This window comes from Pseudomonas sp. ES1 (genome assembly GCF_050586605.1).
GTDB classification, from domain to species: domain Bacteria; phylum Pseudomonadota; class Gammaproteobacteria; order Pseudomonadales; family Pseudomonadaceae; genus Aquipseudomonas; species Aquipseudomonas sichuanensis.
On the sequence record NZ_JBOBDM010000065.1, the window covers coordinates 1 to 25,278 of the forward strand.

The 25,278-nt window shown below is 66.2% G+C and carries 22 protein-coding genes; 14 read left to right on the plus strand and 8 right to left on the minus strand.

Going from position 1 to position 25,278, the window contains the following annotated elements:
- Positions 1-791 (minus strand): helix-turn-helix domain-containing protein (locus ACQ4N9_RS22405; protein WP_430933750.1); only part of this gene is annotated, 791 nt, incomplete at its 3' end.
- Positions 792-902: 111 nt separating this feature from the next.
- Here ACQ4N9_RS22405 and ACQ4N9_RS22410 point away from each other — a divergent pair.
- Positions 903-1,214: a DUF2834 domain-containing protein gene (locus tag ACQ4N9_RS22410; RefSeq protein WP_125858946.1), complete on the plus strand. Its 312-nt coding sequence runs from the start codon at positions 903-905 to the stop codon at positions 1,212-1,214.
- Positions 1,211-1,624, plus strand: coding sequence for an MAPEG family protein (locus ACQ4N9_RS22415; RefSeq protein WP_390969851.1), 414 nt, complete (start codon positions 1,211-1,213; stop codon positions 1,622-1,624). The genes ACQ4N9_RS22410 and ACQ4N9_RS22415 overlap by 4 nt, the downstream gene beginning before the upstream one ends.
- Here the strand turns inward: ACQ4N9_RS22415 and ACQ4N9_RS22420 are convergent.
- The gene (locus ACQ4N9_RS22420; protein WP_390969849.1) at positions 1,621-2,817 is read right to left on the minus strand and encodes an MFS transporter; all 1,197 of its coding nucleotides are present in this window, start codon (positions 2,815-2,817) and stop codon (positions 1,621-1,623) included. The two genes, ACQ4N9_RS22415 and ACQ4N9_RS22420, sit on opposite strands and share 4 nt — an antisense overlap.
- Before the next feature lie 106 nt (positions 2,818-2,923).
- Positions 2,924-3,823, minus strand: coding sequence for a LysR family transcriptional regulator (locus ACQ4N9_RS22425; protein ID WP_390969847.1), 900 nt, complete (start codon positions 3,821-3,823; stop codon positions 2,924-2,926).
- Between the two features lie 74 nt (positions 3,824-3,897).
- On the opposite strand from ACQ4N9_RS22425, the gene ACQ4N9_RS22430 reads away from it, so the two are divergent.
- On the plus strand, positions 3,898-4,227 hold the full coding sequence (locus ACQ4N9_RS22430) for a cupin domain-containing protein (RefSeq protein ID WP_390969845.1): 330 nt from the start codon (positions 3,898-3,900) through the stop codon (positions 4,225-4,227).
- Here the strand turns inward: ACQ4N9_RS22430 and ACQ4N9_RS22435 are convergent.
- On the minus strand, positions 4,215-5,585 hold the full coding sequence (locus ACQ4N9_RS22435) for an MATE family efflux transporter (RefSeq protein WP_390969843.1): 1,371 nt from the start codon (positions 5,583-5,585) through the stop codon (positions 4,215-4,217). The genes ACQ4N9_RS22430 and ACQ4N9_RS22435 overlap by 13 nt on opposite strands.
- 103 nt (positions 5,586-5,688) lie before the next feature.
- Between ACQ4N9_RS22435 and ACQ4N9_RS22440 the strand changes: the two genes are divergently transcribed.
- The 3 genes from ACQ4N9_RS22440 (at position 5,689) to ACQ4N9_RS22450 (ending at position 10,693) form a co-directional block, all read left to right on the plus strand.
- A complete protein-coding gene (locus ACQ4N9_RS22440) occupies positions 5,689-6,282 on the plus strand; it encodes a TetR/AcrR family transcriptional regulator (RefSeq protein ID WP_390969841.1) in 594 nt (197 codons plus the stop codon).
- Between the two features lie 623 nt (positions 6,283-6,905).
- Positions 6,906-9,323: a glucose/quinate/shikimate family membrane-bound PQQ-dependent dehydrogenase gene (locus ACQ4N9_RS22445; RefSeq protein WP_390969839.1), complete on the plus strand. Its 2,418-nt coding sequence runs from the start codon at positions 6,906-6,908 to the stop codon at positions 9,321-9,323.
- Between the two features lie 110 nt (positions 9,324-9,433).
- Positions 9,434-10,693 (plus strand): carbohydrate porin, encoded by a 1,260-nt coding sequence (locus ACQ4N9_RS22450; RefSeq protein WP_390969837.1) that lies wholly within the window; start codon positions 9,434-9,436, stop codon positions 10,691-10,693.
- A gap of 90 nt (positions 10,694-10,783) precedes the next feature.
- On the opposite strand, the gene argE is transcribed toward ACQ4N9_RS22450, so the two are convergent.
- Together argE and ACQ4N9_RS22460 are read right to left on the minus strand one after the other, a co-directional pair.
- On the minus strand, positions 10,784-11,944 hold the full coding sequence (gene argE, locus ACQ4N9_RS22455) for an acetylornithine deacetylase (protein WP_390969835.1): 1,161 nt from the start codon (positions 11,942-11,944) through the stop codon (positions 10,784-10,786).
- Positions 11,937-12,614 (minus strand): DUF1028 domain-containing protein, encoded by a 678-nt coding sequence (locus tag ACQ4N9_RS22460; RefSeq protein WP_390969833.1) that lies wholly within the window; start codon positions 12,612-12,614, stop codon positions 11,937-11,939. The genes argE and ACQ4N9_RS22460 overlap by 8 nt, the downstream gene beginning before the upstream one ends.
- 338 nt (positions 12,615-12,952) lie before the next feature.
- On the opposite strand from ACQ4N9_RS22460, the gene ACQ4N9_RS22465 reads away from it, so the two are divergent.
- Complete coding sequence (locus ACQ4N9_RS22465; RefSeq protein WP_390969831.1) at positions 12,953-14,269, plus strand: flavin-containing monooxygenase; 1,317 nt, start codon at positions 12,953-12,955, stop codon at positions 14,267-14,269.
- Complete coding sequence (locus tag ACQ4N9_RS22470; RefSeq protein ID WP_258642059.1) at positions 14,269-14,685, plus strand: RidA family protein; 417 nt, start codon at positions 14,269-14,271, stop codon at positions 14,683-14,685. Before ACQ4N9_RS22465 ends, ACQ4N9_RS22470 begins: the two co-directional genes overlap by 1 nt.
- Before the next feature lie 149 nt (positions 14,686-14,834).
- Here ACQ4N9_RS22470 and ACQ4N9_RS22475 read toward each other — a convergent pair whose 3' ends face one another.
- Together ACQ4N9_RS22475 and ACQ4N9_RS22480 are read right to left on the minus strand one after the other, a co-directional pair.
- Entirely contained in the window at positions 14,835-15,329 is a 495-nt protein-coding gene (locus ACQ4N9_RS22475; RefSeq protein ID WP_390969977.1) for a GNAT family N-acetyltransferase, read from the minus strand.
- A 60-nt stretch (positions 15,330-15,389) separates the two neighbouring features.
- On the minus strand, positions 15,390-15,824 hold the full coding sequence (locus ACQ4N9_RS22480; protein WP_390969829.1) for a hypothetical protein: 435 nt from the start codon (positions 15,822-15,824) through the stop codon (positions 15,390-15,392).
- A gap of 180 nt (positions 15,825-16,004) precedes the next feature.
- Between ACQ4N9_RS22480 and pvdM the strand changes: the two genes are divergently transcribed.
- The 6 genes from pvdM (at position 16,005) to ACQ4N9_RS22510 (ending at position 25,195) form a co-directional block, all read left to right on the plus strand.
- Complete coding sequence (pvdM, locus tag ACQ4N9_RS22485; RefSeq protein ID WP_390969827.1) at positions 16,005-17,351, plus strand: pyoverdine-tailoring dipeptidase-like protein PvdM; 1,347 nt, start codon at positions 16,005-16,007, stop codon at positions 17,349-17,351.
- A gap of 17 nt (positions 17,352-17,368) precedes the next feature.
- Positions 17,369-18,640, plus strand: a complete 1,272-nt coding sequence (locus tag ACQ4N9_RS22490) for an aminotransferase class V-fold PLP-dependent enzyme (RefSeq protein ID WP_390969825.1) — start codon at positions 17,369-17,371, stop codon at positions 18,638-18,640.
- 13 nt (positions 18,641-18,653) lie between these two features.
- The gene (locus ACQ4N9_RS22495; RefSeq protein WP_390969823.1) at positions 18,654-19,514 is read left to right on the plus strand and encodes a formylglycine-generating enzyme family protein; all 861 of its coding nucleotides are present in this window, start codon (positions 18,654-18,656) and stop codon (positions 19,512-19,514) included.
- A 116-nt stretch (positions 19,515-19,630) separates the two neighbouring features.
- A complete protein-coding gene (locus tag ACQ4N9_RS22500; protein ID WP_390969821.1) occupies positions 19,631-20,965 on the plus strand; it encodes a lysine N(6)-hydroxylase/L-ornithine N(5)-oxygenase family protein in 1,335 nt (444 codons plus the stop codon).
- 16 nt (positions 20,966-20,981) lie between these two features.
- Positions 20,982-22,631 carry a cyclic peptide export ABC transporter gene (locus tag ACQ4N9_RS22505; RefSeq protein WP_390969819.1) on the plus strand — a complete coding sequence of 550 codons (1,650 nt, stop codon included), beginning with the start codon at positions 20,982-20,984 and terminating at the stop codon, positions 22,629-22,631.
- A 101-nt stretch (positions 22,632-22,732) separates the two neighbouring features.
- Positions 22,733-25,195 (plus strand): TonB-dependent siderophore receptor, encoded by a 2,463-nt coding sequence (locus ACQ4N9_RS22510; RefSeq protein ID WP_390969817.1) that lies wholly within the window; start codon positions 22,733-22,735, stop codon positions 25,193-25,195.
- The last annotated feature ends 83 nt before the right edge of the window (positions 25,196-25,278 follow it).

Sequence of the window (25,278 nt, forward strand, 5' to 3'; positions counted from 1 at the left end):
GAACAGGCCTCGCGCATGACCTGCCAGGTTCGTGCATCCGCCGGCACCAGGTGCTCGATGCGCAATGACTCGACCGTAATGTCCTGGGGCATGCCAAAAGTGGTGAAAGTCGACATGAAGGTCAGCTCGCCCTGAGGCGATGCCAGCCGCGTCAACAGCAGCGGCGGCAACACGCCCTCGGCAGGTTCAAGCTCGCCTGGCAGCGCCATCTGCGCCAGGCGCTTTGCCAATACCGGATTGCTCAGCGACTCCTGACGGGCACGCAGCCAACCCACCGCACGAATCTCTTCGGCATTGAGCAAGTAGTCACCCAGCCCGCCGGGCGCAAACAGCATGGCCAGCATGTTCAACCCCTCCACCTGCGACGGCGGCAACCCGAGCATGGCAAACAGCGCGGCCGTCGCACTATTGGCCGCCAGCACGTCCCAGTTACCGTCGATGACGATTGCCGGTGCGGGGTTGTTGGCCTGCAACAGGTGCTCCATGGCATCGCGCACGGCCGCCAGCGCCGGGGCATCCAGCGGCGAGGCCTGGTAGCGCGGCGCAAGGCCCGCGGCGAGGAACACCTCGTTGCAGCGCTCCAGTGGCGCATCCAGCGCGCTCAGCAAGGCATGCAGGGTGGCAATGCCTGGCCGCGCCCGACCGGTTTCGATGCAACTGAGGTGACGCTGCGAAACGCCGGCACGCAGGGCCAGCTGCATCTGGCTGAGCCCGGCCTGGCGGCGCAACTGGCGCAACGGCGAACCTGCGGTGGACGTTGGCCGGGTGGGGTGAAAGGTGGAAATGTCCATGGGCTGAGCCTGCGAATGTTCAGGTGAGTCGTCCATGACCTCTGAGGTCATTGCTGGGCTGGGACCCTATCACTAGTGTTCGGGCATCGAAACCACCCCGGAGCTCCCACCATGCGCAAACCCTGGCTGGCACTCGCCACCCTGATCGCCTTGACCCTCTACACCTGCTGGACCATGGCCCATGCCGAGCAGTCGTTGCTGGCCTTCGGGCTGCAACTGATCAGCAGCCCGGACACTCTGCAGGTGGTCATCGACCTGTACCTGATGGCGGCGCTGGCCTGCCTGTGGATGTGGCGCGATGCCCAGCGCCATGGGCGCCCGGGGCGCAGTGTGCTGCCCTACTGCCTGCTGACCCTGGTGTTCGTTTCGATCGGCCCGCTGCTGTACCTGGTCGTGCACGGGTTCAGAGGCCATCGGCCATGATCACGGTGTTCGCCGCCAGTGTGTTGCTGCTGTTCCTCAAGATGCTGGCGATCTCCTGCTACCAGGGGTATTACCGCTTGCGTCACCTGACCTTCGTCAACGCCGAGGATGCCGCCGTGCTGGGCCGCACGGCCGCGGCCCAGGAGCGCCCCGAAGTCCGCCGCGCCGCCCAGGCCTGGGCCAATGACCTGGAGAACATCCCGCTGTTCTTCGTGCTCGGCGGCCTGGCAATCACCCTGCACACACCTGAGCTGCCGACCCTGTGGTTGTGCGCGTTGTTCACCACAGCCCGGCTGGCCCATACCCTGGCCTACCTGGCGGCCTGGCAACCCTGGCGCACACTGGCGTTTGCAGTTGGCCTGGGCTGCCTGCTGGGGCTGGCCGGGATGATCGCCGCCCGCCTGTGCTAGCGCTGCCGCGCCAGCAGGAAGGCGCCCAGCCCCAGCATCGGCAAAGCCGCGCCCAGCAACGCCACGCCCGCCCAGCCGAAGTGCGCATACACCCCGCTGGCCAGCGCCGAACCCACAGCCCCGCCCAGGAAGATGCTGGTCATGTACAGCGCATTGAGGCGCCCGCGGCTGGCGGGGTCGAGCGCATAGACCTCGCGCTGGCCGATCACCATGTTCATCTGCACCGCAAAGTCCAGCAGCACCCCGGTCAACCCCAGGCCGATCACGCTCATGCCCGGCGTGCTCAGGCCCAGCAGCAAGGCCAGCGGCGCCAGCGCCATTGCCAGCAACGAAGCCTGTCGGCCATGCCCGGCATCCGCCAGGCGCCCGGCCAGCGGCGCGGCCACCGCCCCTACGGCGCCGACCAGTGCGAACAACGCGATCTGGCTTTGCGACAGGCCATGCTCTGCGGCCAGGGCCAGCGGCACCGCTGTCCAGTACAAGCTGAAGGCGGCGAACATCAGCGCCTGGTACAGCGAGCGCTGGCGCAGCAACGGGTAGCGGCGCAGCAATACCAGCAGCGAGGCCATCAACCCGGCATAGCTGGCCTTGTGCTCGGGCTCCCGGCGCGGCAGGGTCAGGGCCAGCAATAGGATGATCGCCAGCATCACCCCGGCCGCGCCGATGAACACCGTGCGCCAGCCGAAATGATCGGCCACCAGGCTCGACAACGGCCGGGCCAACAGGATGCCCAGCAACAGGCCACCCATGATGTTACCCACCACCCGCCCACGCTGGTGCTCGGGCGCCAGGTGCGCGGCCAGCGGCACCAGCATCTGCACCGCCACCGAACTGAAGCCGATGAGCAAGGCATAGGCCAGGAACAGCTGGCCCTGGCCATGGCCGCTGTTGCCGGCCAGCAGCAGGCTGACGGTCGCCAGCACTGCGGTGGCGATCATCAGCCTGCGGTTTTCCACCAGGTCAGCCAGCGGTACCAGCAACAGCAGCCCGAGGGCGTAGCCCAGCTGGGTCAGCGAAACGATCCAGCTGGCGTGTGCGGCGGACAGGCCCAGGTCAGGCGCGATCAGCCCAACGATGGGCTGGGCGTAGTAGATGTTGGCGACGATGGCGCCGCAACAGAAGGCCAGCAGCGTCACCAGGGCGCGGCTCAGGCCGGGCGCTGACGGCTGGGCGACAGCGACGGAAGCATTCATGGGGGTAGCCTCGCTAAGCGATGTAGAAGTGCGGGCATGGTGCCGGGAAGCTCCGCGCGGCAGAATCCGTCGGCAACGCAACAAGGCTTTGCGCCCTGCGCAACGGCTAGCGCGCCAGCAAGCCCTCGCAGAACGCAACGAACGCCTTCACCCGCCGCGACCCTCGGTGGTTGGGCAGGTACAGCGCGTTGATGGTGGCGCTGGCCGCGCCCGGGCTCACCTGCCAGTCGGCGAACAGCCGTTGCAGGCGCCCGGCCGCAACATCCTCGCGCACCAGCCAGTCGGCCAGCAGCGCCACGCCGCTGCCGGCGATGGCGGCCTCGCGCAGCAGGTCGGCGTTGGCGCTGCGCAACGGGCCGGTAACGTCCAGCTCCAGGCGCTGTTCACCTTGCTGCAAACGCCAGGGCCGGGCCGACTGGCCATAGCGAAAGCGCAGGCAGGCGCGGGTGCTCAATTGCCGAGGGTCGTCCAGCGCGGGGCCTTGTGCCACATAGGCCGGGCTGGCCACCAGCCAGCGCTCGAACTGCCCCAGCCGACGGCACACCAGTTCGTCGCTGGGTGCGGGTTCGCCGAGGCGGATGGTCAGGTCATAGCGGCCATCGAGCAGGTCATCGAAGCGGTCGCTGAGGTCGATATCCAGTTCCAGGCCTGGATGGCGGGCCAAGAAGGCGCCAAGGTGCGGGGCAATCACCCGCCGGCCGAACTCCACCGGCAGGCACAGGCGCAGCACGCCGACGGGCTCCTCGCCACGGTCGGCGACGCTGGCATCGGCCTCGGCCAGGGCTTCGAGGATGTCACGGGCACGCTGGTAGTAGGCGGCACCGGCCTCGGTCAGGCTGACCTGGCGGGTCGAGCGGTTGAGCAAGGTGGCGCCCAGTTCGCTCTCCAGCGCATCGACCAGGCGCGTCACCGACGAGGTCGCCACCCCAAGCCTGCGTGCTGCGGCGGAAAACCCCTGGGCCTCGACGGTCGCCATGAACACCTTGAGCGCCAGCAGCTTGTCCATGGCAATTTTCCCTGGGGCAAAGCCAGGAACCTTCCTACAATCAGGCCCTGGAATCAACCACGGACGCGCCCTCCATGCCTGACAACCTGTTCACCGCCCTGCCCGCCCTCGACCCACAGGCCAGCGAGCAGTTCGACGACCTGCTGCAACGCCCAGGCCTGCGTATCGAGCGCATCGTCTCCAGCGGCCAGGCCAGCCCGCCAGGCTTCTGGTACGACCAGGACGAAGGCGAGTGGGTGGTGGTGCTCAACGGCAGCGCCGGGTTGCGCCTTGAGCACGAGACCGAGACCCGTGTATTGCGCCCAGGCGACCACCTGGACATCCCGCCGCACTGCCGGCACCGGGTCGAATGGACCGAGGCCGGCGTGGCCACCGTGTGGCTGGCGGTGTTCTACCGCGGCTGAGCCAAGGCCACCGGGGCTGGCGCGGCCTGCAGCCGATAGAAGCGCCACGGCAGCAACACGGCGGCCACGGCCAGGCCGCTGGCGAAACCGACCCACACCCCCACCGCACCCAAGGTGGAATGGAAGGCCAGCCAGTAACTGAGCGGCAGCGCCAGCAACCAGTAGCTGATCATCGTCACCCCCACCGGCCAGCGGTAGTCCTGCAGCCCACGCAAGGCCCCCAGCGCGGTGGACTGCAGGCCGTCGGCCACTTGCATCGCCGCCACCACCACGAACATCGGCACAGCGATGGCGACCACCTGCGGGTCGTCGCTCATGGCCTCGGCGATGCGCCGGCCGAACAGCACCAGCAGCACGGTGGCCAGGAGCATCCATGCGGTAACGCTGACGAAGGTGGCGCTGCCGATGACCCGGATGCGGGCGGTCTCACCACGGCCCTGGGCCTGGCTGATGCGGATGCTCACTGCCGCCGCCATGCCCAGTGGCAGCATGTACAGCAGCGCGCCGATCGAATGCACTACCTGGTTGGCTGCCAGTGCGGCGTTGCCCAGCCAGCCGAGCATCCAGGCGGCGATCACCACCGCGCCGGCTTCGCCCAGGTAACCCATGCCCAACGGCCAGCCCTCGCCGAGCAGCGTGCGCCAGCGCAACTTGTGCCCGTGCGGCAGCTGGCGATAGCCCGCCAGCGACGGTGCCAGGCACCAGTAAGCCAGGGCCAGCAGCAGCGCCAGCAACTCGGCGAGCACCCCGGCGATCCCAGCCCCCACCAGCCCCAGCGCCGGCAGGCCGAAATGGCCATGGATCAGGCCGTAGCTCAGCGGGATGTTGAACAACACCGCGCTCATCACCAGGCATACCGCCACCCACGGGCGGCCAATGGCTTCCAGCACGTCCTTGAACACCACGATCAGGCAGTACGGGATCAGGAACACCGCCATGGCCTGCCAATAAGGGGTCAGCAACGCCACGTCCGGCAAAGGCACGCCCAGCCACTGCAGCAGCGGCAAGGCAGCCAGCATCGCCAGGCAGCCCAGGGTGCCGATCAGCAACCCGTAGCCAAGGCCTGCGCGCAGGGTGCGCGTAACCGCCGCCGGGTCATCGGCACCGAAGGCATGGCCGACGCGCACACTGAGGGTGGCGAGCATGCCGTAGAGCCCCGCATGGAAAATCAGCCCGGCGCTGCTGGTCAGTGCCACGCAGGCCAGCACCACGGTGCCGAGCGAGGCCAGCAGCACGGTGTCGGTCAGGCTGATCAGCTCGGCAGCGGACAGGCCCAGCACCAATGGCAGGGCCAGGCGCAGCAAGCCTGGCAGCTCGGCAAGCCAGGAAACGGCGCTGTGCTTTACAGAAGCAGTCACGGTGAATACCTCGAGTTGACATACGCCGCGTATGCTAATGCCATTTATTGACATACGCAACGTATGCTAATTTGCACGGCATCGCTTTCAGTTGGAGCCTGCCATGCCCCCCCCTCGCCGTAGCCGCGCCGCCATGAGCGCGGACACCACCGAACGGCTGATCGCCGTCGCCCGCCGCCAGTTCACCGAGAAAGGCTTCAGTGCCGTGGTCATGGATGACCTGTGCGCCGAAGCCGACCTGACCCGTGGGGCCCTGCATCACCATTTCGGTGGCAAGGCCGGGCTGTTCACTGCGGTGGTGCAGAGCTTGCTCGATGAGATCAACCAGGCGCTGGATGTGCGCTACGCCACCCATCAAGACCCCTGGGAGGGGTACATCGACACCTGCCTGCACTACTACGACCTGCTGCGCGACCCGGCCCTGCGGCGCATCCTGCTGCAGGATGCGCCGGGGGTGCTGGGCCTGCGCCTGCGCGAGCTGGAAGAGGCCAGCTATATCGGGCCCATGGCCCAGGGGCTGGTGGAGTTGCAGGAGGCTGGGCGGTTGCGGGCGTTTGACGCGGTGGCCATGGCGCATCTGATCAATGGGGCCATGGGCGATACCGGGATCTGGGTGGTGGCGCAGGATGATCCGCAGGCGGCGGCGGAGCGGGTCAAGGGGGCGCTGCGGTGTTTGCTGGAGGGGTTGCAGTGTTGAGGGGGTGAGTTGGGGCTGCCAGGTGCATGGCGGGAGACTGGGTGAGGGCCACCAGGTGCCTGCCGGTGTTTTTGCAGCGCCTATGAGATCGAGCGCCGCCCGCGCGGCGCATCGCTGGCAAGCCAGCTCCCACATCTGTTTCGGGCCAATTATGCCTGTGAAGGTACCGCTGCCCGCCTTGGCGCATGTCTTGAGACAGGCGCAGCGTCATCAGCGCCCGCCTCGAAATCGAGTCGAACCAACAAGGCGGACAGTGATGACCTTGCAGGAGTAACTGGCCCGAAACAGATGTGGGAGCTGGCTTGCCAGCGATGCGCCGCGCGGGCGGCGCTCGATCTTGAGGGCGCTGCAAAAACACCGGCGAACACCTGTAAGCCCTCACGCGGTAACAGCCATGCCCATCAATACACAAAATCCCCTACGACCATCGTCGCACCACCACATTCCCCACCCCTCGAAAAACCCGAACCCCACCCCCATTTTCCCTGCATGATCTAGTCTTTTAGCCACACATTCCCCCTCCCACCCCTGCGACAATCAGCCCCAGCAACAAATGTACTAACTTGTTAATTAGCTTGCTAAGGGCTTAAACTGCGCCGCATTCCACCTGCGAGATCCCTGGCATGAAAGACAACCCCCGCGCCACTGGCGCCCCCACAATCATCCTGGTCGGCTTGGGCGTGATCGTCGCCCTGCTCGGCCTGCTGCTGGCCGCCGGCGGCTTCAAGCTCGCCGGCCTCGGCGGCTCCTGGTACTTCCTGGTCGGTGGCCTGGCCATGGCCATCGCCGGCCTGCTCATCGCCCGCCGCAAACCCGCCGGTGCCTGGCTGTACGCCCTGTTCCTGCTCGGCACGCTGATCTGGGCCGTGGCCGATGCCGGCCTGGTCTTCTGGCCGCTGTTCTCGCGCCTGTTCATGTTCGGCGCGATCGGCATGCTGGTGGCACTGGTCTATCCGCTGCTGGTGCGCGCCCAGGGCGGCAGCACTGGCCGTGGCGCCTATGGCATCGCCGGGGTGCTGGCCGTGGTGCTGGCGATTGCCGCCGGCAACATGTTCGTCGCCCACCCCAGCGTCGCCCCCACCGGCAAAGGCCCAGGCCTGACCCCGGTCGAAGCGGGCAAGGAGCAGAAGGACTGGGCCCACTACGGCAACACCGAAGGCGGCAGCCGCTTCGCAGCCCTGGACCAGATCAACCGTGGCAACGTCGACAAACTGCAAGTGGCCTGGACCTACCACACCGGTGACGTGGCCATCAGCGACGGCAACGGCGCCGAAGACCAGCTCACCCCGCTGCAGGTTGGCAACAAGGTGTTCATCTGCACCCCGCACAACAACCTGATCGCCCTCGACGCAGACACCGGCAAGGAGCTGTGGAAGAACGCCATCAACGCCCAGTCCAAGGTCTGGCAGCGTTGCCGTGGCATGGCCTACTTCGACGCCAGCGCGCCGATCGCCCAGCCTTCCCAGCCAGGCAGCTCGCCGATCACGGTCGCCAGCGTGCCCGCCGCGGCCAACTGCCAGCGTCGCCTGCTCACCAACACCATCGACGGCCGCCTGATCGCTGTGGACGCCGACACCGGCGAGTTCTGCCAGGGCTTCGGCAACAACGGCCAGGTCAACCTGATGACGGGCCTGGGCAATGTGCCCGACTCGTACTACCAGTTGTCGTCCGCCCCCTTGATGGCCGGTACCACCGTGGTGGTCGGCGGTCGTGTGGCCGACAACGTCCAGACCGACATGCCCGGCGGCGTAATCCGCGGCTTCGACGTGATCAGCGGGGAAATGCGCTGGGCCTTCGACCCAGGCAACCCGCAAGACCGTAAAGCCCCTGAAGGTGACAGCACCTACGTGCGCAGCACCCCCAACAGCTGGGCGCCTATGTCTTACGATCCGGCCATGAACACCCTGTTCCTGCCGATGGGTTCCTCGTCCACCGACATCTACGGTGTCGAGCGCAACCAGCTGGACCACACCTACGGCGCTTCGGTGCTGGCCCTGGACGCCACCACTGGCGACCAGAAGTGGGTGTACCAGACCGTGCACAACGATCTCTGGGACTTCGACCTGCCGATGCAGCCGAGCCTGATCGATTTCACCAAGGACGATGGCCAGACCGTGCCTGCAGTGGTGATCGGCACCAAGGCCGGGCAGATCTTCGTGCTCGACCGCGCCACCGGCAAACCGTTGACCCAAGTCGATGAAGTACCGGTCAAGCCGAGCAACATCCCCAACGAGCCGTACTCGCCCACCCAACCGAAATCCGTCGGCATGCCGCAGATCGGCGCACAGACCCTGACCGAATCGGACATGTGGGGCGCCACCCCGTTCGACCAGTTGCTGTGCCGCATCGACTTCAAGAAGATGCGCTACGACGGCCTGTACACCGCACCAGGCACCGACCTGTCGCTGAGCTTCCCGGGTTCGCTCGGTGGCATGAACTGGGGCAGCCTCTCGACTGACCCGGTGCACGGCTTCATCTTCGTCAACGACATGCGCCTGGGCCTGTGGATCCAGATGATCCCTTCGCAGAACCAGGGCGCGGCCGCTGGCGGTGGCGAAGCGCTGAACACCGGCATGGGCGCCGTGCCGCTCAAGGGCACCCCGTACGCGGTGAACAAGAACCGCTTCCTGTCGGTCGCCGGCATCCCGTGCCAGGCGCCGCCGTTCGGCACCCTGACCGCCATCGACATGAAGACCCGGCAAATTGCCTGGCAAGTGCCGGTGGGCACCGTCGAGGACACCGGCCCCCTGGGTATCCGCATGCACCTGCCGATCAAGATCGGCCTGCCGACCCTGGGCGGCACCCTGTCGACCCAAGGTGGCCTGCTGTTCATTGCCGGCACCCAGGACTTCTACCTGCGCGCCTATGACAGCAGCAACGGCAACGAAATCTGGAAAGCCCGCCTGCCAGTGGGCAGCCAGGGCGGCCCGATGACCTACGTTTCGCCCAAGACCGGCAAGCAGTACGTGGTGGTCACCGCTGGCGGCGCGCGCCAGTCGACCGACCGTGGCGACTACGTGATGGCGTACGCACTGCCATAAACCGCGTCGCCCCCACCGCCGGCAAGCCGGCTCCCACAGTGGTCAGCATCGTACCTGTAGGAGCCGGCTTGCCGGCGATGAGGCCCTGAAATACAACCCGAGACCCAGCAATGCCATCCGCTATTCGCATCACCCCTGCCCTGCTCCTGGCAATCGCCAGCACCACCGCCCTCGCCGACAGCGACCTGCTCACCCGCAACACCCTGACCGGCGACTGGGGCGGCCTGCGCCACCAGCTCGAAGAAGACGGCGTCAAGTTCACCGGCGACTACAGCGGCGAAACCGCCTACAACGCCCACGGCGGCCTGCACCGTTCGGCGCGCTACTCGCAGAACCTCAAGCTCGGCGTGCAATTCGACCTGGCGAAGCTGTACAGCCTGGACGGCAAAGTCCAGCTGACCATCAACGACCGCCGCGGCAACAGCGCCTCGGAAGACCTGGTGGGCAACCGCCTGCCCATCCAGGAAAACTACGGTGGCCTGTACACCCGCCTGACCGAACTGAGCTACGAGCGCAATTTCACCCCGGCGCTCAACGTCAAGCTCGGCTACATGGCCATGGGCAACGACCTGGGCGGCCTGGACAGCGGCATCCTGTGCAACTTCATGAACGCCGGTTTCTGCGGCCACCCGCTGAACATGTCCGGCGGCAGCGGCTGGACCAACTACCCCAACGCCCACCTGGGTGCGCGGGTCAAGTACGACCTCTCGCCGGCCTGGCAGCTGCGGGTGGCGGCGTTCAACGTCGACCCCGAGAGCAACGGCAATTCCAGCCGCGCCTGGCACCTCGGGCCCAAGCACACCACGGGCACGGTGGTGCCGGTGGAACTGGTGTACAAGCTGCAGGGCGAGCTGCCGGGCGAGTACAAGCTGGGCTACTACTACGACAGCTCCGATGTGAAACGCATCGGCAGCAGCAAGGAGGTGTCCGGGCGCGGTGGCCATTACCTGCTGATCGACCAGGCCGTTTGGAACGACCCCACTTCACCGGGCCGCAGCCTGCATGCCTTCGGCCAGTACTCGGCGTCGAGCAAGGCAGCCTCGCCGTTCACCAAGTGGTATGGCGCCGGCGTGGTGCTGTACAAGCCGCTCGAAGGCCGCCCGCGGGACACCGTGGCGCTGGGCTATGGCCGTGCGGTGCCGAACCCGCGTAGCCGGGATGTGCTGGAAGACGCCGCGTTCAATGCCGGGCAGGACTTCCCCAACCTGGACAGTGCCGAGCAGTTGATCGAACTGAGCTATGGCTACCAGGCCACGCCTTGGCTCAACCTGCGCCCGGATGTGCAGTACATCGTCGAGCCGGGAGCGTTTTCCGGGAAAGCTATCGATAACGCGCTGGTGGTGGGCCTCCAAGTCAAGGCCACCTTCTGAAATTCAGGCCTCATTCGCGGGGCAAGCCCACTCCCACGCAACTCGTGGGAGCGGCGGTGCGCCGATGCGACTTGCCCCGCGATCTGTCCATCAAGCCGTGCGCAGGTACTCCGCCAACCTGATCAACATCGCATCACACCCGCGCAACTGCGCCACGCTGACAAACTCATCCGGCTTGTGCCCCTGGTCCATGCTCCCTGGCCCACACACCACGGTAGGGATACCGGCCTGGTCGAACAGCCCACCCTCGGTGCCGAACGCCACCGTGCCGAAGTCATCAGACCCACTGAGCAGCGCCACCAGCCGCGCCGCCTCACTGTCGGCCGGCGTCGCCAACCCCGGATACGCGCTCAACGGTTTCAGGCGTATGTCACTGCCGGCATTCACCGTCCGCATGCGCGGCAGCAGCTCGGCCTCGGCATAGGTCTGCAAACGGTCAGCCACCGCCTGCGCCTCGAACCCCGGCAAGGCCCGCACCTCGAAATCGAACTCGCACTCCTCGGGCACGATGTTCAACGCCCGCCCGCCCTTGATCACCCCGGTCTGTACCGTGGAGAACGGCGGATCGAAGCGCTCGTCATGCTGCTCGGGCCGCGCCAGCTCGTCACCGATCTCACCCAACTTGCCGATCAGCCGCGCGGCATACTCGATCGCATTGACCCCATAGGGCGCATACGCCGAATGGCAGGCCGCGCCATGCACCTGGCAACGCATGGCCAGCTTGCCCTTGTGGCCAAGCACCGGCTTGAGCTCGGTGGGCTCGCCGATCAGGCACAGCCTTGGCTTGTGTGGCCGCTGCTGCAGTGCCTCGAGCATCGAGCGCACGCCTAGGCAACCGACTTCCTCGTCATAGGAAAACGCCAGGTGCACCGGCAGCTTCAACGGCTGCGCCAGGAACGCCGGCACCGCCGCCAGCACCGAGGCGATGTAGCCCTTCATGTCGGCGGTGCCGCGACCATACAGCCGGCCATCACGCTCGGTCAGCGCAAAGGGCTCGACGGTCCACGCCTGGCCGTCCACCGGCACCACGTCGGTGTGCCCGGACAACACCACGCCGCCGCGATCGGTCGGGCCGATGGTGGCGAACAGGTTGGCCTTGGTGCCCTCCTCATTGAGGAACAGCTCGCTGTCGACCCCAAGCCCGGCCAGGTAGTCACGGATGAAGCCGATCAGCTCCAGGTTGGAATCACGGCTGACGGTGGCAAACCCCACCAGCCGCGCCAGCAACGCCTGGCTGGACAGCTCACTCATCGCCCGGCACTCCGTAGCTCGGCGCGACGGTGGGGTTGAGCGCACGGGTCACGTAGTCCTGCATCTGCGGGCGATAGGCCTGCCACAGCTGGTCCAGCTCGCCGATCGGGTCCTGCTCGGCCCAGTCCACGCGCAGGTCAACCAGTGGCCAGGTCAGCTCGCCGGCAATCTTCAACGCCGCCGAATGCACCGGCCCCGCCTCACCGCCGGCGGCCATGGCCGCATGCATCGCCGCCAACAGGCGATCGGCGAGGTGGCCGCCGGCCTGTTCAAAGGCAGCGACCATCGCCTCGATCACCGCCTGCGACGACAACAGGTTGCCCGCCGCCGCGCATTGCTCGCCGGCCACCGCGTTGTGCACGCCCAGGGCCTCCTTGCCGGTGAACAGCGCTACCTGGCCATGGCTGTCGATCACCGTGACCTGGCGGTACTCGCTCCAGCCGTTGGCGCTGAGCACCTGGTCCAGCACTGCGGCAGGCGGCAGTTGGCCCTGCTCGAGGGCATCGAGGATCTGCGGGCCGAGCGCCGGCAAGGTGATGTTCTGGGTCGCAACTGCGCCCACACCGGCACGCACCCAGGGGCAGCGGGCGCCCACGGCGATGCTCGACGAACTGATGGCGATGCCGACCTGGCCGGTGTCCTGGCAGCGGCCGATGATGGAAAAGGTCATGGGTGCAGCTCCTGTCTGGGTTTGCCTGCATTCTCGGCAAGCCCCGGCAGGTGCGAAACGAGCATTTTCATGGCTATTGCACAGGAAAAAACTATGGACCTGTGGGAGCGGGTTCACCCGCGAACACGGGCGCAGCCCGTGCCACACAACGCGCCGGCTGCTTCGCGGGTGAACCCGCCCGCACTGGCCTGCCAACCCGATGACCCCTTCGCCAATTTATCGGCAAGCCCCAGCTAAATACTATTTTCGCGATTTACCAGCCATCCCTAGTCTGGCCCCAGGCAACGGCGGTCCTCGCAACCGACCTCAACAACAACCGCCTGAACAAGGGCTCGGACATGACACTGAACAATTACCAAATCGACACCCTCGTGGTCGGCGCCGGCCAGGCCGGCGTGGCCATGAGCGAACACCTGAGCAAGCTCGGCGTGCCGCACCTGGTGCTGGAACGCAACCGCATCGCCGAGGCCTGGCGCACCGGCCGCTGGGACTCGCTGGTGGCCAACGGGCCAGTCTGGCACGACCGCTTTCCGGGCCTGGAATTCGACCTGGACGCCGACGCCTTCGCCGGCAAGGACCAGGTTGCCGACTACTTCGAACAGTACGTACGCAAATACAACCTGCCGGTTCGCACCGGCGTGGAAGTGAAGAAAGTGGCGCGCAACCCCGACCGCCCGGGCTTCACCATCGAAACCAACCAGGGCGTGATCCACGCCAACCGCGTGGTGGCCGCCACCGGCCCGTTCCAGAAGCCGGTCATTCCGGCCATCGCGCCAAAAGATGAAAGCCTGCACCAGATCCACTCGGCCGCCTACTTCAACCCCGAGCAACTGCCCGAAGGCGCGGTGCTGGTGGTCGGCGCCGGCTCCTCCGGCGTGCAGATCGCCGAAGAGCTGATGCGTGCCGGGCGCCAGGTGTACCTGTCGGTCGGCGCCCACGACCGCCCACCGCGCAGCTACCGCAACCGCGACTTCTGCTGGTGGTTGGGCGTGCTCGGTGAGTGGGACGCGGAAATCGCCAAGCCCGGCCGCGAACACGTGACCATCGCCGTGTCCGGCGCCCGCGGCGGCCACACCGTGGACTTCCGCGCCCTCGCCCACCAGGGCATGACCCTGATCGGCCTGACCCAGTCGTTCGAAGGCGGCGTGGCGCGGTTCCAGGACAACCTGGCCGACAACATCCAGCGTGGCGACGAAAACTACCTGGCCCTGCTGGATGCCGCCGACGCCTACATCGAGCGCAACGGCCTCGACCTGCCGCCGGAGCCCGATGCGCGCAAGCGCCTGCCCGACCCGGACTGCGTCAGCAACCCGCTGCGCGAACTGGACCTGGCCAAGGCCAATGTCACCAGCATCATCTGGGCCACCGGCTACGGCGTGGACTTCAGCTGGCTGCAGGTCGACGCCTTCGATGCCAACGGCAAGCCACAGCACCAGCGCGGCGTGTCGAAAGAGCCGGGGGTGTACTTCCTCGGCCTGCCCTGGCTGTCGCGCCGTGGCTCGTCGTTCATCTGGGGCGTATGGCACGACGCCAAGCACGTCGCCGGCCATATCGCCACCCAACGCACCTACCTGGCCTACCGCGACCGCGACCAACGCAACGCGGATGGGCAGAACACCTCGACCAGCAACGTCAGCACCCTCGGAGCCCACTGATGCCAACTCATACCCGTATTCGCATGTTCAACACCAAGGCCACCTACCCCAACCAGGCCCTGGACAATGACCTGTGCCAGGCGGTCCGCGCCGGCAACACCATTTATGTACGCGGCCAGGTCGGCACCGACTTCGAAGGCCGCCTGGTGGGGCTGGGCGATCCGGGCGCCCAGGCCGAGCAGGCGATGAAGAACGTCAAGCAACTGCTCGAAGAGGCCGGCTCCGACCTGTCGCACATCGTCAAGACCACCACCTACATCACCGACCCACGCTTCCGCGAGCCGGTGTACAAGGAAGTGGGCAAGTGGCTCAAGGGCGTGTTCCCGATTTCAACCGGGCTGGTGGTGGCGGGCCTGGCCCAGGCTGAATGGCTGATGGAAATCGATGTGATCGCGGTGGTGCCGGATCAGCAGTAAACCGATGGGATGCAATCGCGGAGCAAGTCGCATCGGCGCACCGCCGATGCGACTTGCTCCGCGCGGGCGGCGCTCGAACTCATAGGCACTGCAAAAACATCGGCGAGCACTGATGGCCCGCATGCGCGCTCAAGCCAGGCACCCAGCCGTCACACCGTCCTCTGCATATGCGTAGTCCGCCAAAGCGGATCCCCCTCCACATCCACAATGGCAAACCCCTGCCCCTCCCAGAACCGAATCGCCCCCGGCAAAAACGGATGGGTATGCAGGTACAGCCACTCAACCCCAGCTCGCTGCGCCGCCTCGCGCAGCGCCGCAAACAGCTCCCTTGCCAGCCCATGGCGCCGATACTCCGGCACAACAAACAACCGCACCACTTCCACGGTACGGCGAGCGCGGTAATCGAGCTGGGCAAAACGATGGTCATACGGCAGGTACCCGATGCCCGCCACCAACCGCCCCTGGTCATGGGCGACCAGGAACAACCCCTCCCCCTCGAGGTAGCTTTGCTCGAAACAGGCAAGGTCCCTGGGCATCGGTGAATCGGCGAGCATCGGGAAAAGCCCACGGCGGGCGGTATCGATGAAATCGACGACCTCGCGGGCATTGCGGTGGGTGGCGGTGCTCAGCGTCCAGGTCGGCATCGGCGTTGCGGCGGCTCGTTCATCACGGGCCGCCAGCATACCCAATCAACCCGGCGAAGGTCAGGCCACGGTGTCGACCGAACCACCGGCACTGCTGCTGCCAAGCTTGTTCAGGGTCTCCAGCAACTGCGCGGTAGCCGCCGAGATTTGCCCGATGATGGTGGTGATACTGGCCTGCTTGGCAGCAATCGCCGCCTGGCTCGCCGGGTCGTCGTGCTGCTTCGCCATCATCGCGGCCAACTGCTTCTGCTCTTCGGCCAGCTGCTTCTGCAGCCGCTCGATCATCTCGCGCAGCTCTTTGACCTCGGGCGGATCGGAGCTTTCGTCGGTCTCGATGCTGGGCCCGGCGTTGGCATCAGCCTTGAACAGCTTGGGGTCGATCTTCAGCGGCGCTGCTTCCTGAGTGCCGCTGCCGGCCTGGGTTGTGCCGTTCTGAGCGGTGGTATTGAGCGTCGGCGCGGCGCCGGCGATGTTGATGAGCGTGAAATTAACCATGTCCCTATTCCTCTGCCAGGGTCCTTCCGATGACTGCTTATCGGCCGGCCACAGCGAAACCTGAACGCCAACGCATCGATAAATTTACCCCCCCGCCATTCGTCCACCTGATACCCGAACCCTGCCCGGGCGCCCGTGCGCCACCGGCAGGCACCCGATCAGCCCTGCAACGAGATGGCAATGACCAAGACCCGTTCCCGCAAAGCCCTGTACATCGGCCTGCCCCTGGCCCTGGCGGTCGCCCTGGGGAGCGCCGCCGGCTACTTCTACTGGCAAGGCCAGGAGACCGGCTACCCGCACCAGATCGTCGAGCAGGCCAATGCCCTGCACGAGCACATGCTCTCGTTCGACAGCCACGTCACCGTGCCGCTGGACCTGGGCAGCGCCGGCAACGAACTGGACAAGGACGGCGAAGGCCAGTTCGACCTGGTCAAGGCCAGCCGCGGGCGCCTGTCGGGCGCCGCGCTGACCGTGTTCGGCTGGCCGGAGATCTGGAACGGCGCCAACGGCCCGCACCGCCCAACCGCCGGCTTCGTCGACGCCGCGCGCCACGAGCAGGAAGTGCGCTACAAGATCATCAGCGGCATGGTCCGCGACTTCCCCAACCAGGTCGGCATCGCCTACACCCCCGCCGACTTCCGCCGCCTCAACGGCGAAGGCAAGTTCGCCATCTTCATCAGCATGCTCAACGCCTACCCGCTGGGCCACGACCTGTCGCAGCTGGACCTGTGGGCCGCGCGCGGCATGCGCATGTTCGGCTTCAGCTACACCGGCAACAACGACTGGGCCGACTCCTCGCGCCCGCTGCCGTTCTTCAACGACACCGCCGACGCCCTCGGCGGCCTGTCGCCGCTGGGCGAACAGGCGGTCAAGCGCCTCAACGACCTGGGCGTGATCATCGACGTGTCGCAGATGTCGACGCTGGCACTCGAAGACGTCGCCCGCCTGTCGCGCACCCCCATGGTCGCCTCGCACTCGGCGCCCCGGGCGCTGGTGGACATCCCACGCAACCTCTCCGACAAGGAGATGCAGCTGATCAAGGCCAGCGGCGGAGTAATCCAGGTGGTCGGCTTCGGCCAGTACCTCAAGCCCCTGAGCAAGCCGGTGCTGGACAAGCTCGACGCCCTGCGCGCGCGCTTCGACCTGCAGCCGCTGCAAGGCCTGGCCAACGCCCTGATGCCGGGCGACGCGGTGATCGCCATCTGGCCAGAGGCACGCTTTGGCGAGTACGCAAGCTCGCTCTACGCCATCCTCGAGGAAGAGCCCAAAGCCACCCTGGCCCAATACGTCGACGCCATCGACTACACGGTGAAGAAGGTCGGCATCGACCACGTCGGCATCAGCTCCGACTTCAACGACGGCGGCGGCCTGGACGGCTGGAGCAACGTCGGGGAAATCCGCAACGTCACCGCCGAACTGCTCACCCGCGGCTACAGCGAAACGGACATCGCCAAGCTGTGGGCCGGCAACTTCCTGCGCGTTTGGGAGCAGGTGCAGAAAGCCGCCCACCCCGTCGCCAATCGCTGAGTCGAGTGCCCCATTTCATGAGCAACCGCCGTACCTTCCTCAAACACGCCGGCCTGCTGGCCGCCAGCCTGCCCCTGTTGCCCGAGGCCCTGGCGGCCGGCGACACGCCACTGACCGGCACCGACAAGTGGCGCAACCTGCGCACACTGTTCCCGCTAGCCCCGGACGTGGCGCACTTCGCCAACTTCCTGGTCACCGCCCATCCACGCCCGGTGCAGCAGGCGATCGACCGCCACCGCGCCGACCTCGACCGCAACCCCGCCGCGCTGATGGACTGGGAAAGCCAGTACGAATGGCAACGCGAGGACGAAGTACGCGAATGGGCCGGCCGCTACCTGGAGGTCGGCCCCCGGCAGATCGCCCTCACCGGCAGCACCACCGAAGGCCTGGCGATGATCTACGGCGGCCTCAAGGTAGGCGCCAGCCAGGAGATCCTGATCACCGAGCACGAACACTACTCGGCACAGAAGGCCCTGGAATTTCGCAGCCAGCGCCAGGGCACCACGGTGCGCAAGATCCGCCTGTTCGACGACCCCTGGACAGTGTCCACCGACCAGGTGCTGAGCACCCTCGACAAGGCCATCAAGCCCAACACCCGGGTGCTGGGCATGACCTGGGTGCATTCGGGCAGCGGCGTCAAGCTGCCGGTGGGCGAGATCGGCGAGCTGGTGCGCCGGCACAACCGCAACCGCAGCGAGGCCGAGCGAATCATCTACGTGGTCGACGGCGTGCACGGCTTCGGCGTGGAGAACGCGCGCTTCGCCGACTTCAACTGCGACTATTTCATCGCCGGCACCCACAAGTGGATGTTCGGCCCGCGCGGCACCGGGATCATCTGCGCCGCTTCCACCGGCATGCAGCACCTCACCCCAAGCGTCGCCACCTTCTCCCGCGACGAGGACTTCGCCACCATCATGACCCCGGGTGGCTACCACGCCTTCGAGCACCGCTGGGCTACCGGCGAAGCCTTCAAGCTGCACCTGCAACTGGGCAAGGCCGATGTGCAGCAGCGCATCCACCAGCTCAACAGCCTGCTCAAGCAGCGCCTGGCCGAGCACCGCCAGATCCAGCTGGTGACCCCGCGCAGCGAACAGTTCTCCGCCGGGTTCACGTTCTTCCGCATCAAGGACCACGACGCCGATGCCGTAGCCGCCCACCTCACCACCAACAAGGTGATGTGCGACGCCGTGTACCGCGACGTCGGCCCAGTCATCCGCCTGGCGCCCAGCCTGCTCAACGACGAGCAGCAGATCGACCGGGCCATGGCCCTGATAACCCAGCAACTCTGAACAAGGCATATCCATGAGCGCTTCCCTGCATCGCCTGACCCTCGCCGCCGTGCTGGCCGCCTGCAGCCTGCCGGCCCTGGCCGCCAAACCCGCCGACACACCCGGCACGGTGTTCCGTGACTGCAAAAAAGCCTGCCCGGAAATGGTCGTGCTGCCCGCCGGCACCTTCACCATGGGCACCCCGGCCGACGAGATGGGCCGCCAGGACGACGAAGGCCCACAGCACCCGGTGACCTTCGCCAAGCCGTTCGCCATCAGCCGCTTCCAGGTCACCGCCGAGGAATGGGCGGCCTACCAGAAAGAGGCCGGCGTGGTCATTGCCGACGGCGACGAGCGCCCCGGCCGCCACTGCAGCAACAGCAAGCCCAGCTACAAACAGGGCCCGCGCCAGCCAGCGGTGTGCATGAGCTACCACGACGCCGGGCGATACGCGGCGTGGCTGTCGAAGAAGACCGGCCAGCGCTACAGCCTGGTCAGCGAAGCCCAACGCGAATATGCCGCCCGCGCTGGCAGCACCGGGATGTTCCCGTTCGAAGCGGACGCCAACTTCGAAATCAGCAAGAACGCCAACGTCTACGGCCCCAAGGACGGCTTCAGCTTCACAGCGCCAGTGGGCAGCTTCCCGCCCAACGCCTTCGGCGTGTACGACATGCACGGCAACGTCTACGAATGGGTCGCCGACTGCTACCACGACGACTACAAGGGCGCACCGGCCGATGGCAGCGCATGGCAAGAGGCGAGCTGCGAACTGGTCAGCATCCGCGGCAACGACTGGGGCGAAGCGCCGATCTTCTCGCGCTCGGGCAACCGCAACAACGCCGAGCCCGACAACCGCGGCGACTGGATCGGCGTGCGCCTCGCCAGGGAGCTCTGAGACGCCCGACGGCGGTAAATTCTCCCCTCCCCGGCTCGTTCCTATCGGTGTACTTGCGCAGGACACGGGGCGCCATTTGCAGGCGCCCCCTCTCGACCATCCAAGGAACCGCAACCATGAGCCAGACCAACTCCTCCGAACACATCCACGACCTTATCGGCGTCGGCTTCGGCCCTTCCAACCTGGCCCTGGCCATCGCCCTGGAAGAGCTCGCAGAGACCAACGGCCACGCCCTCGACGCCCTGTTCATCGACAAGCAGAGCGACTACCGCTGGCACGGCAACACCCTGGCCACCCAGAGCGAACTGCAGATCTCCTTCCTCAAGGACCTGGTCTCGCTGCGCAACCCCACCAGCCCCTACAGCTTCGTCAACTACCTGCACCAGAAGCAGCGCCTGGCCGACTTCATCAACCTGGGCACCTTCTACCCCTGCCGCCTGGAGTACAACGACTACCTGCGCTGGGCCGCCGAGCACTTCGCCACCCAGGCCGTATACGGTGAAGAAGTGCTGCGCATCGAGCCGGAACTGCAGGGCGGCAAGGTCGACCACCTGCGCCTGGTCTCCCGCGACCAGCAAGGCCGCGAATACCAGCGCCGCGCCCGCTCGGTGGTGGTCGGCAGCGGCGGCACGCCGAAGATCCCCGAGGCCTTCCGCGCCTTCAAGGACGATGCACGGGTGTTCCACCACTCCCAGTACCTGAGCGCCCTGCAACAACTGCCGTGCAACCAGGGCAAGCCGATGCGCATCGCCGTGGTCGGCTCCGGCCAGAGCGCCGCCGAAGCCTTCATCGACCTCAACGACAGCTACCCGTCGGTCAAGGTCGACATGATCCTGCGCGCCTCGGCCCTCAAGCCTGCCGACGACAGCCCGTTCGTCAACGAGATCTTCGCCCCCGAGTACACCGACCTGGTGTTCAACCAGCCCCACGCCGAGCGCGCCAAGCTGGTCAACGAGTACCACAACACCAACTATTCGGTGGTCGACGTCGACCTGATCGAGCGCATCTACGGCATCCTCTACCGCCAGAAGGTCGCCCACCAGTACCGTCACGGCGTGCTCTGCCGCCGCAACATCGAAGAGGTGGTCAGCACCGCCGACGGCATCGAACTGACCCTGCGCGACCTGGCCACCGACGTACGCCAGACCCACCGCTACGACGCGGTGATCCTCGCCACCGGCTACGAGCGCCGCTCGCACCGCGACCTGCTGGCGCCGCTGCAGCAGCACCTGAAGGACTTCGAGGTCGACCGCAACTACCGCGCCCTGGCCAGCCCCGAATTCGGCGCCAGCGTTTACCTGCAAGGCTTCTGCGAAGCCTCCCACGGCCTGAGCGACACACTGTTGTCGGTGCTCCCGGCACGCGCCCAGGAAATCGGCCAGTCGCTGTACCAGCACCTCGGCTCGCAGGCCAGCAACGCCCCCGCCGCGCTGCGCGCGACCAGCGCCTGAACACAGGAAGCTTTCGATGAGCACTACAAACCGCGGGGCCTTGCGTGAGCTGCTGGCCCTGCTCAGGCCGTTCTGGCCGGTCGTCACCCTGTCCATCGTCCTCGGCATGCTCGGTGGCCTCAGCGTCACCGCGCTGCTGGCCACCATCAACAACGGCCTGCACGCCGAAGGCGACATCAGCAACAGCCTGCTGCTCGGCTTCGCCGGCCTGTGCGTTGTGGCGCTGGTGACCACCATCCTCTCGGACATCGGCACCAACCACGTCGGGCAACACATCATTGCCCGGCTGCGCAAGGAGCTGGGTGAGAAGGTGCTGGCCGCGCCGATCGAGCAGATCGAGCGTTTTCGCAGCCACCGCCTGATCCCGGTGCTGACCCATGACGTGGACACCATCAGCGACTTCGCCTTCGCCTTCGCGCCACTGGCGATCTCGCTGACCGTCACCCTCGGCTGCCTGGGCTACCTGGCCATGCTGTCGTGGCCGATGTTCCTGCTGATGCTGGCCGCCATCGCCGTGGGCGCCACCGCCCAGTACATGGCGCAATCGGTGGGCATGCAGGGCTTCCTCGCCGCACGCGCCGCCGAAGACGACCTGCAGCGCCAGTACAACGCCGTGGCCGGCGGCGCCAAGGAACTGCGCATCCACCGCCCACGCCGCCACCGCATGTTCGTGCACGGCATCCAGGCCACCGCCGACTTCATCTGCAAGACCCAGATCCGCGCCATCAACACCTTCGTGGTGGCCAAGACCTTCGGTTCGATGCTGTTCTTCGTGGTCATCGGCGTCGCCCTGGTCATGCAGTCGTCCTGGCCCGGCCAGGACAAGGCGGTGATCAGCGGCTTCGTGCTGGTGCTGTTGTACATGAAAGGCCCGCTGGAGCACCTGATCGGCACCCTGCCGATCATCAGCCGTGCCGGTATCGCCTTCCAGCGTATCGCCGAGCTGTCCGAACAGTTCTCCTCGCCCGAGCCGCACCTGCTGCTCACCGACGCCCCTGCCGCCGCGCCCAGCGTACGCAGCCTGGAACTGGTCGACGTGAGCTACGCCTTCCCGCCAGTGGGCGACGCCGCACCGTTCCGCCTGGGGCCGGTCAACCTGCGCATCGAGCAAGGCGAGATCACCTTCATCGTCGGCGAGAACGGCTGTGGCAAGACCACCCTGATCAAGCTGCTGCTGGGCCTGTACGCACCGCAGCACGGGCACATCGCCCTCGACGACAAGGTCATCGAGGCCAGCGACCGCGACCAGTACCGCCAGCTGTTCACCACGATCTTCGCCGACTACTACCTGTTCGACGACGTGATCCAGGGCGACCAGGCCATCCCCGAGGATGCCAACCAGTACCTGGAGCGCCTGGAGATCGCCCACAAGGTCAGCATCAAGGACGGCAGCTTCACCACCACCGACCTGTCCACCGGGCAGCGCAAGCGCCTGGCGCTGGTCAATGCCTGGCTGGAGAAACGCCCAGTGCTGGTGTTCGACGAGTGGGCCGCCGACCAGGACCCGACCTTCCGGCGGATCTTCTACACCGAGCTGCTGCCGGACCTCAAGCGCATGGGCAAGACCATCATCGTGATCTCCCACGACGATCGTTACTTCGACATTGCCGACCAACTGGTGCGCATGGAGGCAGGCCGAGTCATCGCCGATCGCGCCTTGGCGTGAAATTTATTTGCGCCGATCTTTTCCGGTTTTTGCGCCCGCGCGCGTCATATGAATCGTAATAGTTCTCATTAAAAATCCCTCTAATGTACGGAAAGGGACCCATGCCCAACGCCACACAACAGCGCAGAACGCTTCGCCAACGCCGTCCACTGCTGACCTTGTCCGCAGCCCTGGTCATGGGTTACATCGCCCAGGCCAGTGCTGCGCCGGTCGATGTCGACATTCCCGCGCAATCCCTGGACAGCGCCCTGCGTGCCCTGGGCACGCAGACCAATTTGCAGATCCTGTACTCGCCAGATGCCATCGGCAATCAGCGCTCGACGCCGGTCAAGGGGCATCTGGAGCCTGGGGAGGCGCTCAAGCAACTGATCCGCGGCACCGATGTGCGCTACCAGATCGACGGCAACACCGTCACCCTGATCGGCGCCCCGACCAACGACGGCGCCATCAACCTGGACACGACTGCGGTGAATGCCATGGCGTTCACCCAGTCCACCGAGAACAGCAATTCCTACACCACCAACGTGACGGCGGTCGGCAGCAAGGTCGCCAGCTCGATCAAGGAAGTGCCGCACTCGGTTTCGGTCATCACCCGCAAGGAGATCGAAGACCGCAACCTGAACAACCTCACCGACGTGATGGGCAAGATGACCGGGGTTACCGTGCAGAAAGCCGGTATCTCCCAGGCGGCCATGGGCGGTGAGAGCAATTTTTTCTCCCGTGGCTTCGCCGTCTCCAATACCACCATTGACGGCGGCGCGCCCCTCACCACCTCGATCGCCGGCTTCGGCTCGCTCAGCCAGCTGGACATGGCGCAGTACGACCACGTCGAATTCCTGCGCGGCATCGATGGCCTGTACTCCAGCTCCGGTGACCCGGGCGGCACCATCAACCTGGTGCGCAAGCGTGCCCTGCGCGAGAACCAGCTGACCTTCGCCGCCTCCGCCGGCAGCTGGGACAACTACCGCACCGAGCTCGACGTGACCGGCCCGCTGGTCGACAACGGCAGCATCCGCGGCCGCCTGGGCGTGGCCTATCAGGACAGCAAGGCGTTCTACGACTACGGCAAGTCGGAAAACCAGCTGACCTACGGCTCCCTGGAGTTCGACCTCAGCCCCGACACCACCCTGACCGTGGGTGGCAGCTACCAGGACATGGACGGCGTGCCCGCCTTCGGTGGCCTGCCCCGCTACACCAACGGCGACGACCTGAAGCTGCCGCGCCACACCGCGCTCACCGCGAACTGGAACACCACCCGGGAGAAGACCACCCAGCTGTACAGCAAGCTGGAGCACAACTTCAACCCGGACTGGACGCTGGTCACCGATGTCAGCCTGGTCGATATCAACCGCAACTCCAAGGGCCTCTACTCGTTCGGTGGCGTGGACCAGGAAACCGGCCTCGGCCCGACCTGGAACACCTTCCCCAACACTGGCGGCAGTGTGCGCAAGACCTTCAACACCTACCTCAAAGGCGGTTTCGAAGCGTTCGACCTGCATCACGACGTGCTGCTCGGCGTCGACTACACCCACAGCGTAGGCTCGGTCACCCAGCGCATTGGCCTGGCGAACGGCCTGCCGGCCGACTGGACCGGCCAGACGCCGCCGCAGCGCCCTGACAGTTTCCTCAACAAGCGCCAGGACGTGCCTGAGATCCGTCGCTCCGCCTATGGCATGACCCGCCTGGCCCTCACCGAGGACCTGAAGTTCATCATCGGTGGCCGCGTCGCCAACTACAGCTCGCAGAACCGCCAGAAGTTCTACCAGACCGCCACCGAGAGCAATGGCGAGACCTCCCGCGAGACCGGCGTGTTCACCCCGTATGCGGGCATCACCTACGACCTCAGCGACGAGTGGACCGCCTACACCAGCTACGCCGAGACCTTCACCCCGCAGAGCTTCGCCACCGACGTCGATGGCAAGCAACTGGAGCCGACCACCTCGAAGAACTACGAGCTGGGCCTCAAGGGCCAGCTGTACGACGGTCGGATGAACACCAGCCTGGCGATCTACCGGATCGAGCAGAAGAACGCCGCCGCCTATGATGCCGATGCATCGCCAATCCCTGGCGCTGCGATCGACACCTGCTGCTACTTCAGCCGGGGCCAGGTGACCAGCGAAGGCTTCGACGCCGAAATCAGTGGCGAGGTGGCACGCGGTCTGCAGCTGATGGCCGGCTACACCTACAACCACTCCACCGAGGAGGGCGCAGGCGAAGCACGCGACTCCTATGTCGGCATCACCCCCAAGCACCTGCTCAAGGTGTGGGGCACCTACCAGCTGCCGGGTGAGCTGCAGGACTGGAAGGTCGGCATGGGCGCCACCTCGCAGAGCGGCACGTCGAAGAACGGCTTCGTCAATGGTGAGGCCTACAAGTTCGACGAGTCCGGCTACACCATCTGGAGTGCCGCGCTCGACTACAAGATCGACGAGCACTGGTCGGCAACGATCAACGCCAACAACATCTTCGACAAGAAGTACTACGCCACCATCGGTACCACCGACTACAACAACTTCTACGGCGATCCACGCAACTTCATGCTGACCATTCGCAGCAAGTTCTGATACGCGGGTGAACAAGAAAGGCGGGGGAGCTTGCGGCTCTCCCGCCTTTTTTTATGGTTTTCGATTGGGCAGGTGCAGGGCGA

Bases quoted from the DNA above. Each gene is read 5' to 3' on its own strand.
- ACQ4N9_RS22460 (WP_390969833.1), bottom strand. From the start codon at position 12,614: ATGACCTTTTCCATCATCGGCCGCTGCCAGGACACCGGCCAGGTCGGC.
- ACQ4N9_RS22480 (WP_390969829.1), bottom strand. From the start codon at position 15,824: ATGGTTAATTTCACGCTCATCAACATCGCCGGCGCCGCGCCGACGCTC.
- ACQ4N9_RS22440 (WP_390969841.1), top strand. From the start codon at position 5,689: ATGCCCCCCCCTCGCCGTAGCCGCGCCGCCATGAGCGCGGACACCACC.
- pvdM (WP_390969827.1), top strand. From the start codon at position 16,005: ATGACCAAGACCCGTTCCCGCAAAGCCCTGTACATCGGCCTGCCCCTG.
- ACQ4N9_RS22495 (WP_390969823.1), top strand. From the start codon at position 18,654: ATGAGCGCTTCCCTGCATCGCCTGACCCTCGCCGCCGTGCTGGCCGCC.
- ACQ4N9_RS22420 (WP_390969849.1), bottom strand. From the start codon at position 2,817: ATGAATGCTTCCGTCGCTGTCGCCCAGCCGTCAGCGCCCGGCCTGAGC.
- ACQ4N9_RS22450 (WP_390969837.1), top strand. From the start codon at position 9,434: ATGCCATCCGCTATTCGCATCACCCCTGCCCTGCTCCTGGCAATCGCC.
- ACQ4N9_RS22430 (WP_390969845.1), top strand. From the start codon at position 3,898: ATGCCTGACAACCTGTTCACCGCCCTGCCCGCCCTCGACCCACAGGCC.
- ACQ4N9_RS22490 (WP_390969825.1), top strand. From the start codon at position 17,369: ATGAGCAACCGCCGTACCTTCCTCAAACACGCCGGCCTGCTGGCCGCC.
- ACQ4N9_RS22510 (WP_390969817.1), top strand. From the start codon at position 22,733: ATGCCCAACGCCACACAACAGCGCAGAACGCTTCGCCAACGCCGTCCA.
- ACQ4N9_RS22410 (WP_125858946.1), top strand. From the start codon at position 903: ATGCGCAAACCCTGGCTGGCACTCGCCACCCTGATCGCCTTGACCCTC.
- ACQ4N9_RS22475 (WP_390969977.1), bottom strand. From the start codon at position 15,329: ATGCCGACCTGGACGCTGAGCACCGCCACCCACCGCAATGCCCGCGAG.
- ACQ4N9_RS22445 (WP_390969839.1), top strand. From the start codon at position 6,906: ATGAAAGACAACCCCCGCGCCACTGGCGCCCCCACAATCATCCTGGTC.
- ACQ4N9_RS22425 (WP_390969847.1), bottom strand. From the start codon at position 3,823: ATGGACAAGCTGCTGGCGCTCAAGGTGTTCATGGCGACCGTCGAGGCC.
- ACQ4N9_RS22500 (WP_390969821.1), top strand. From the start codon at position 19,631: ATGAGCCAGACCAACTCCTCCGAACACATCCACGACCTTATCGGCGTC.
- argE (WP_390969835.1), bottom strand. From the start codon at position 11,944: ATGAGTGAGCTGTCCAGCCAGGCGTTGCTGGCGCGGCTGGTGGGGTTT.
- ACQ4N9_RS22465 (WP_390969831.1), top strand. From the start codon at position 12,953: ATGACACTGAACAATTACCAAATCGACACCCTCGTGGTCGGCGCCGGC.
- ACQ4N9_RS22415 (WP_390969851.1), top strand. From the start codon at position 1,211: ATGATCACGGTGTTCGCCGCCAGTGTGTTGCTGCTGTTCCTCAAGATG.
- ACQ4N9_RS22505 (WP_390969819.1), top strand. From the start codon at position 20,982: ATGAGCACTACAAACCGCGGGGCCTTGCGTGAGCTGCTGGCCCTGCTC.
- ACQ4N9_RS22470 (WP_258642059.1), top strand. From the start codon at position 14,269: ATGCCAACTCATACCCGTATTCGCATGTTCAACACCAAGGCCACCTAC.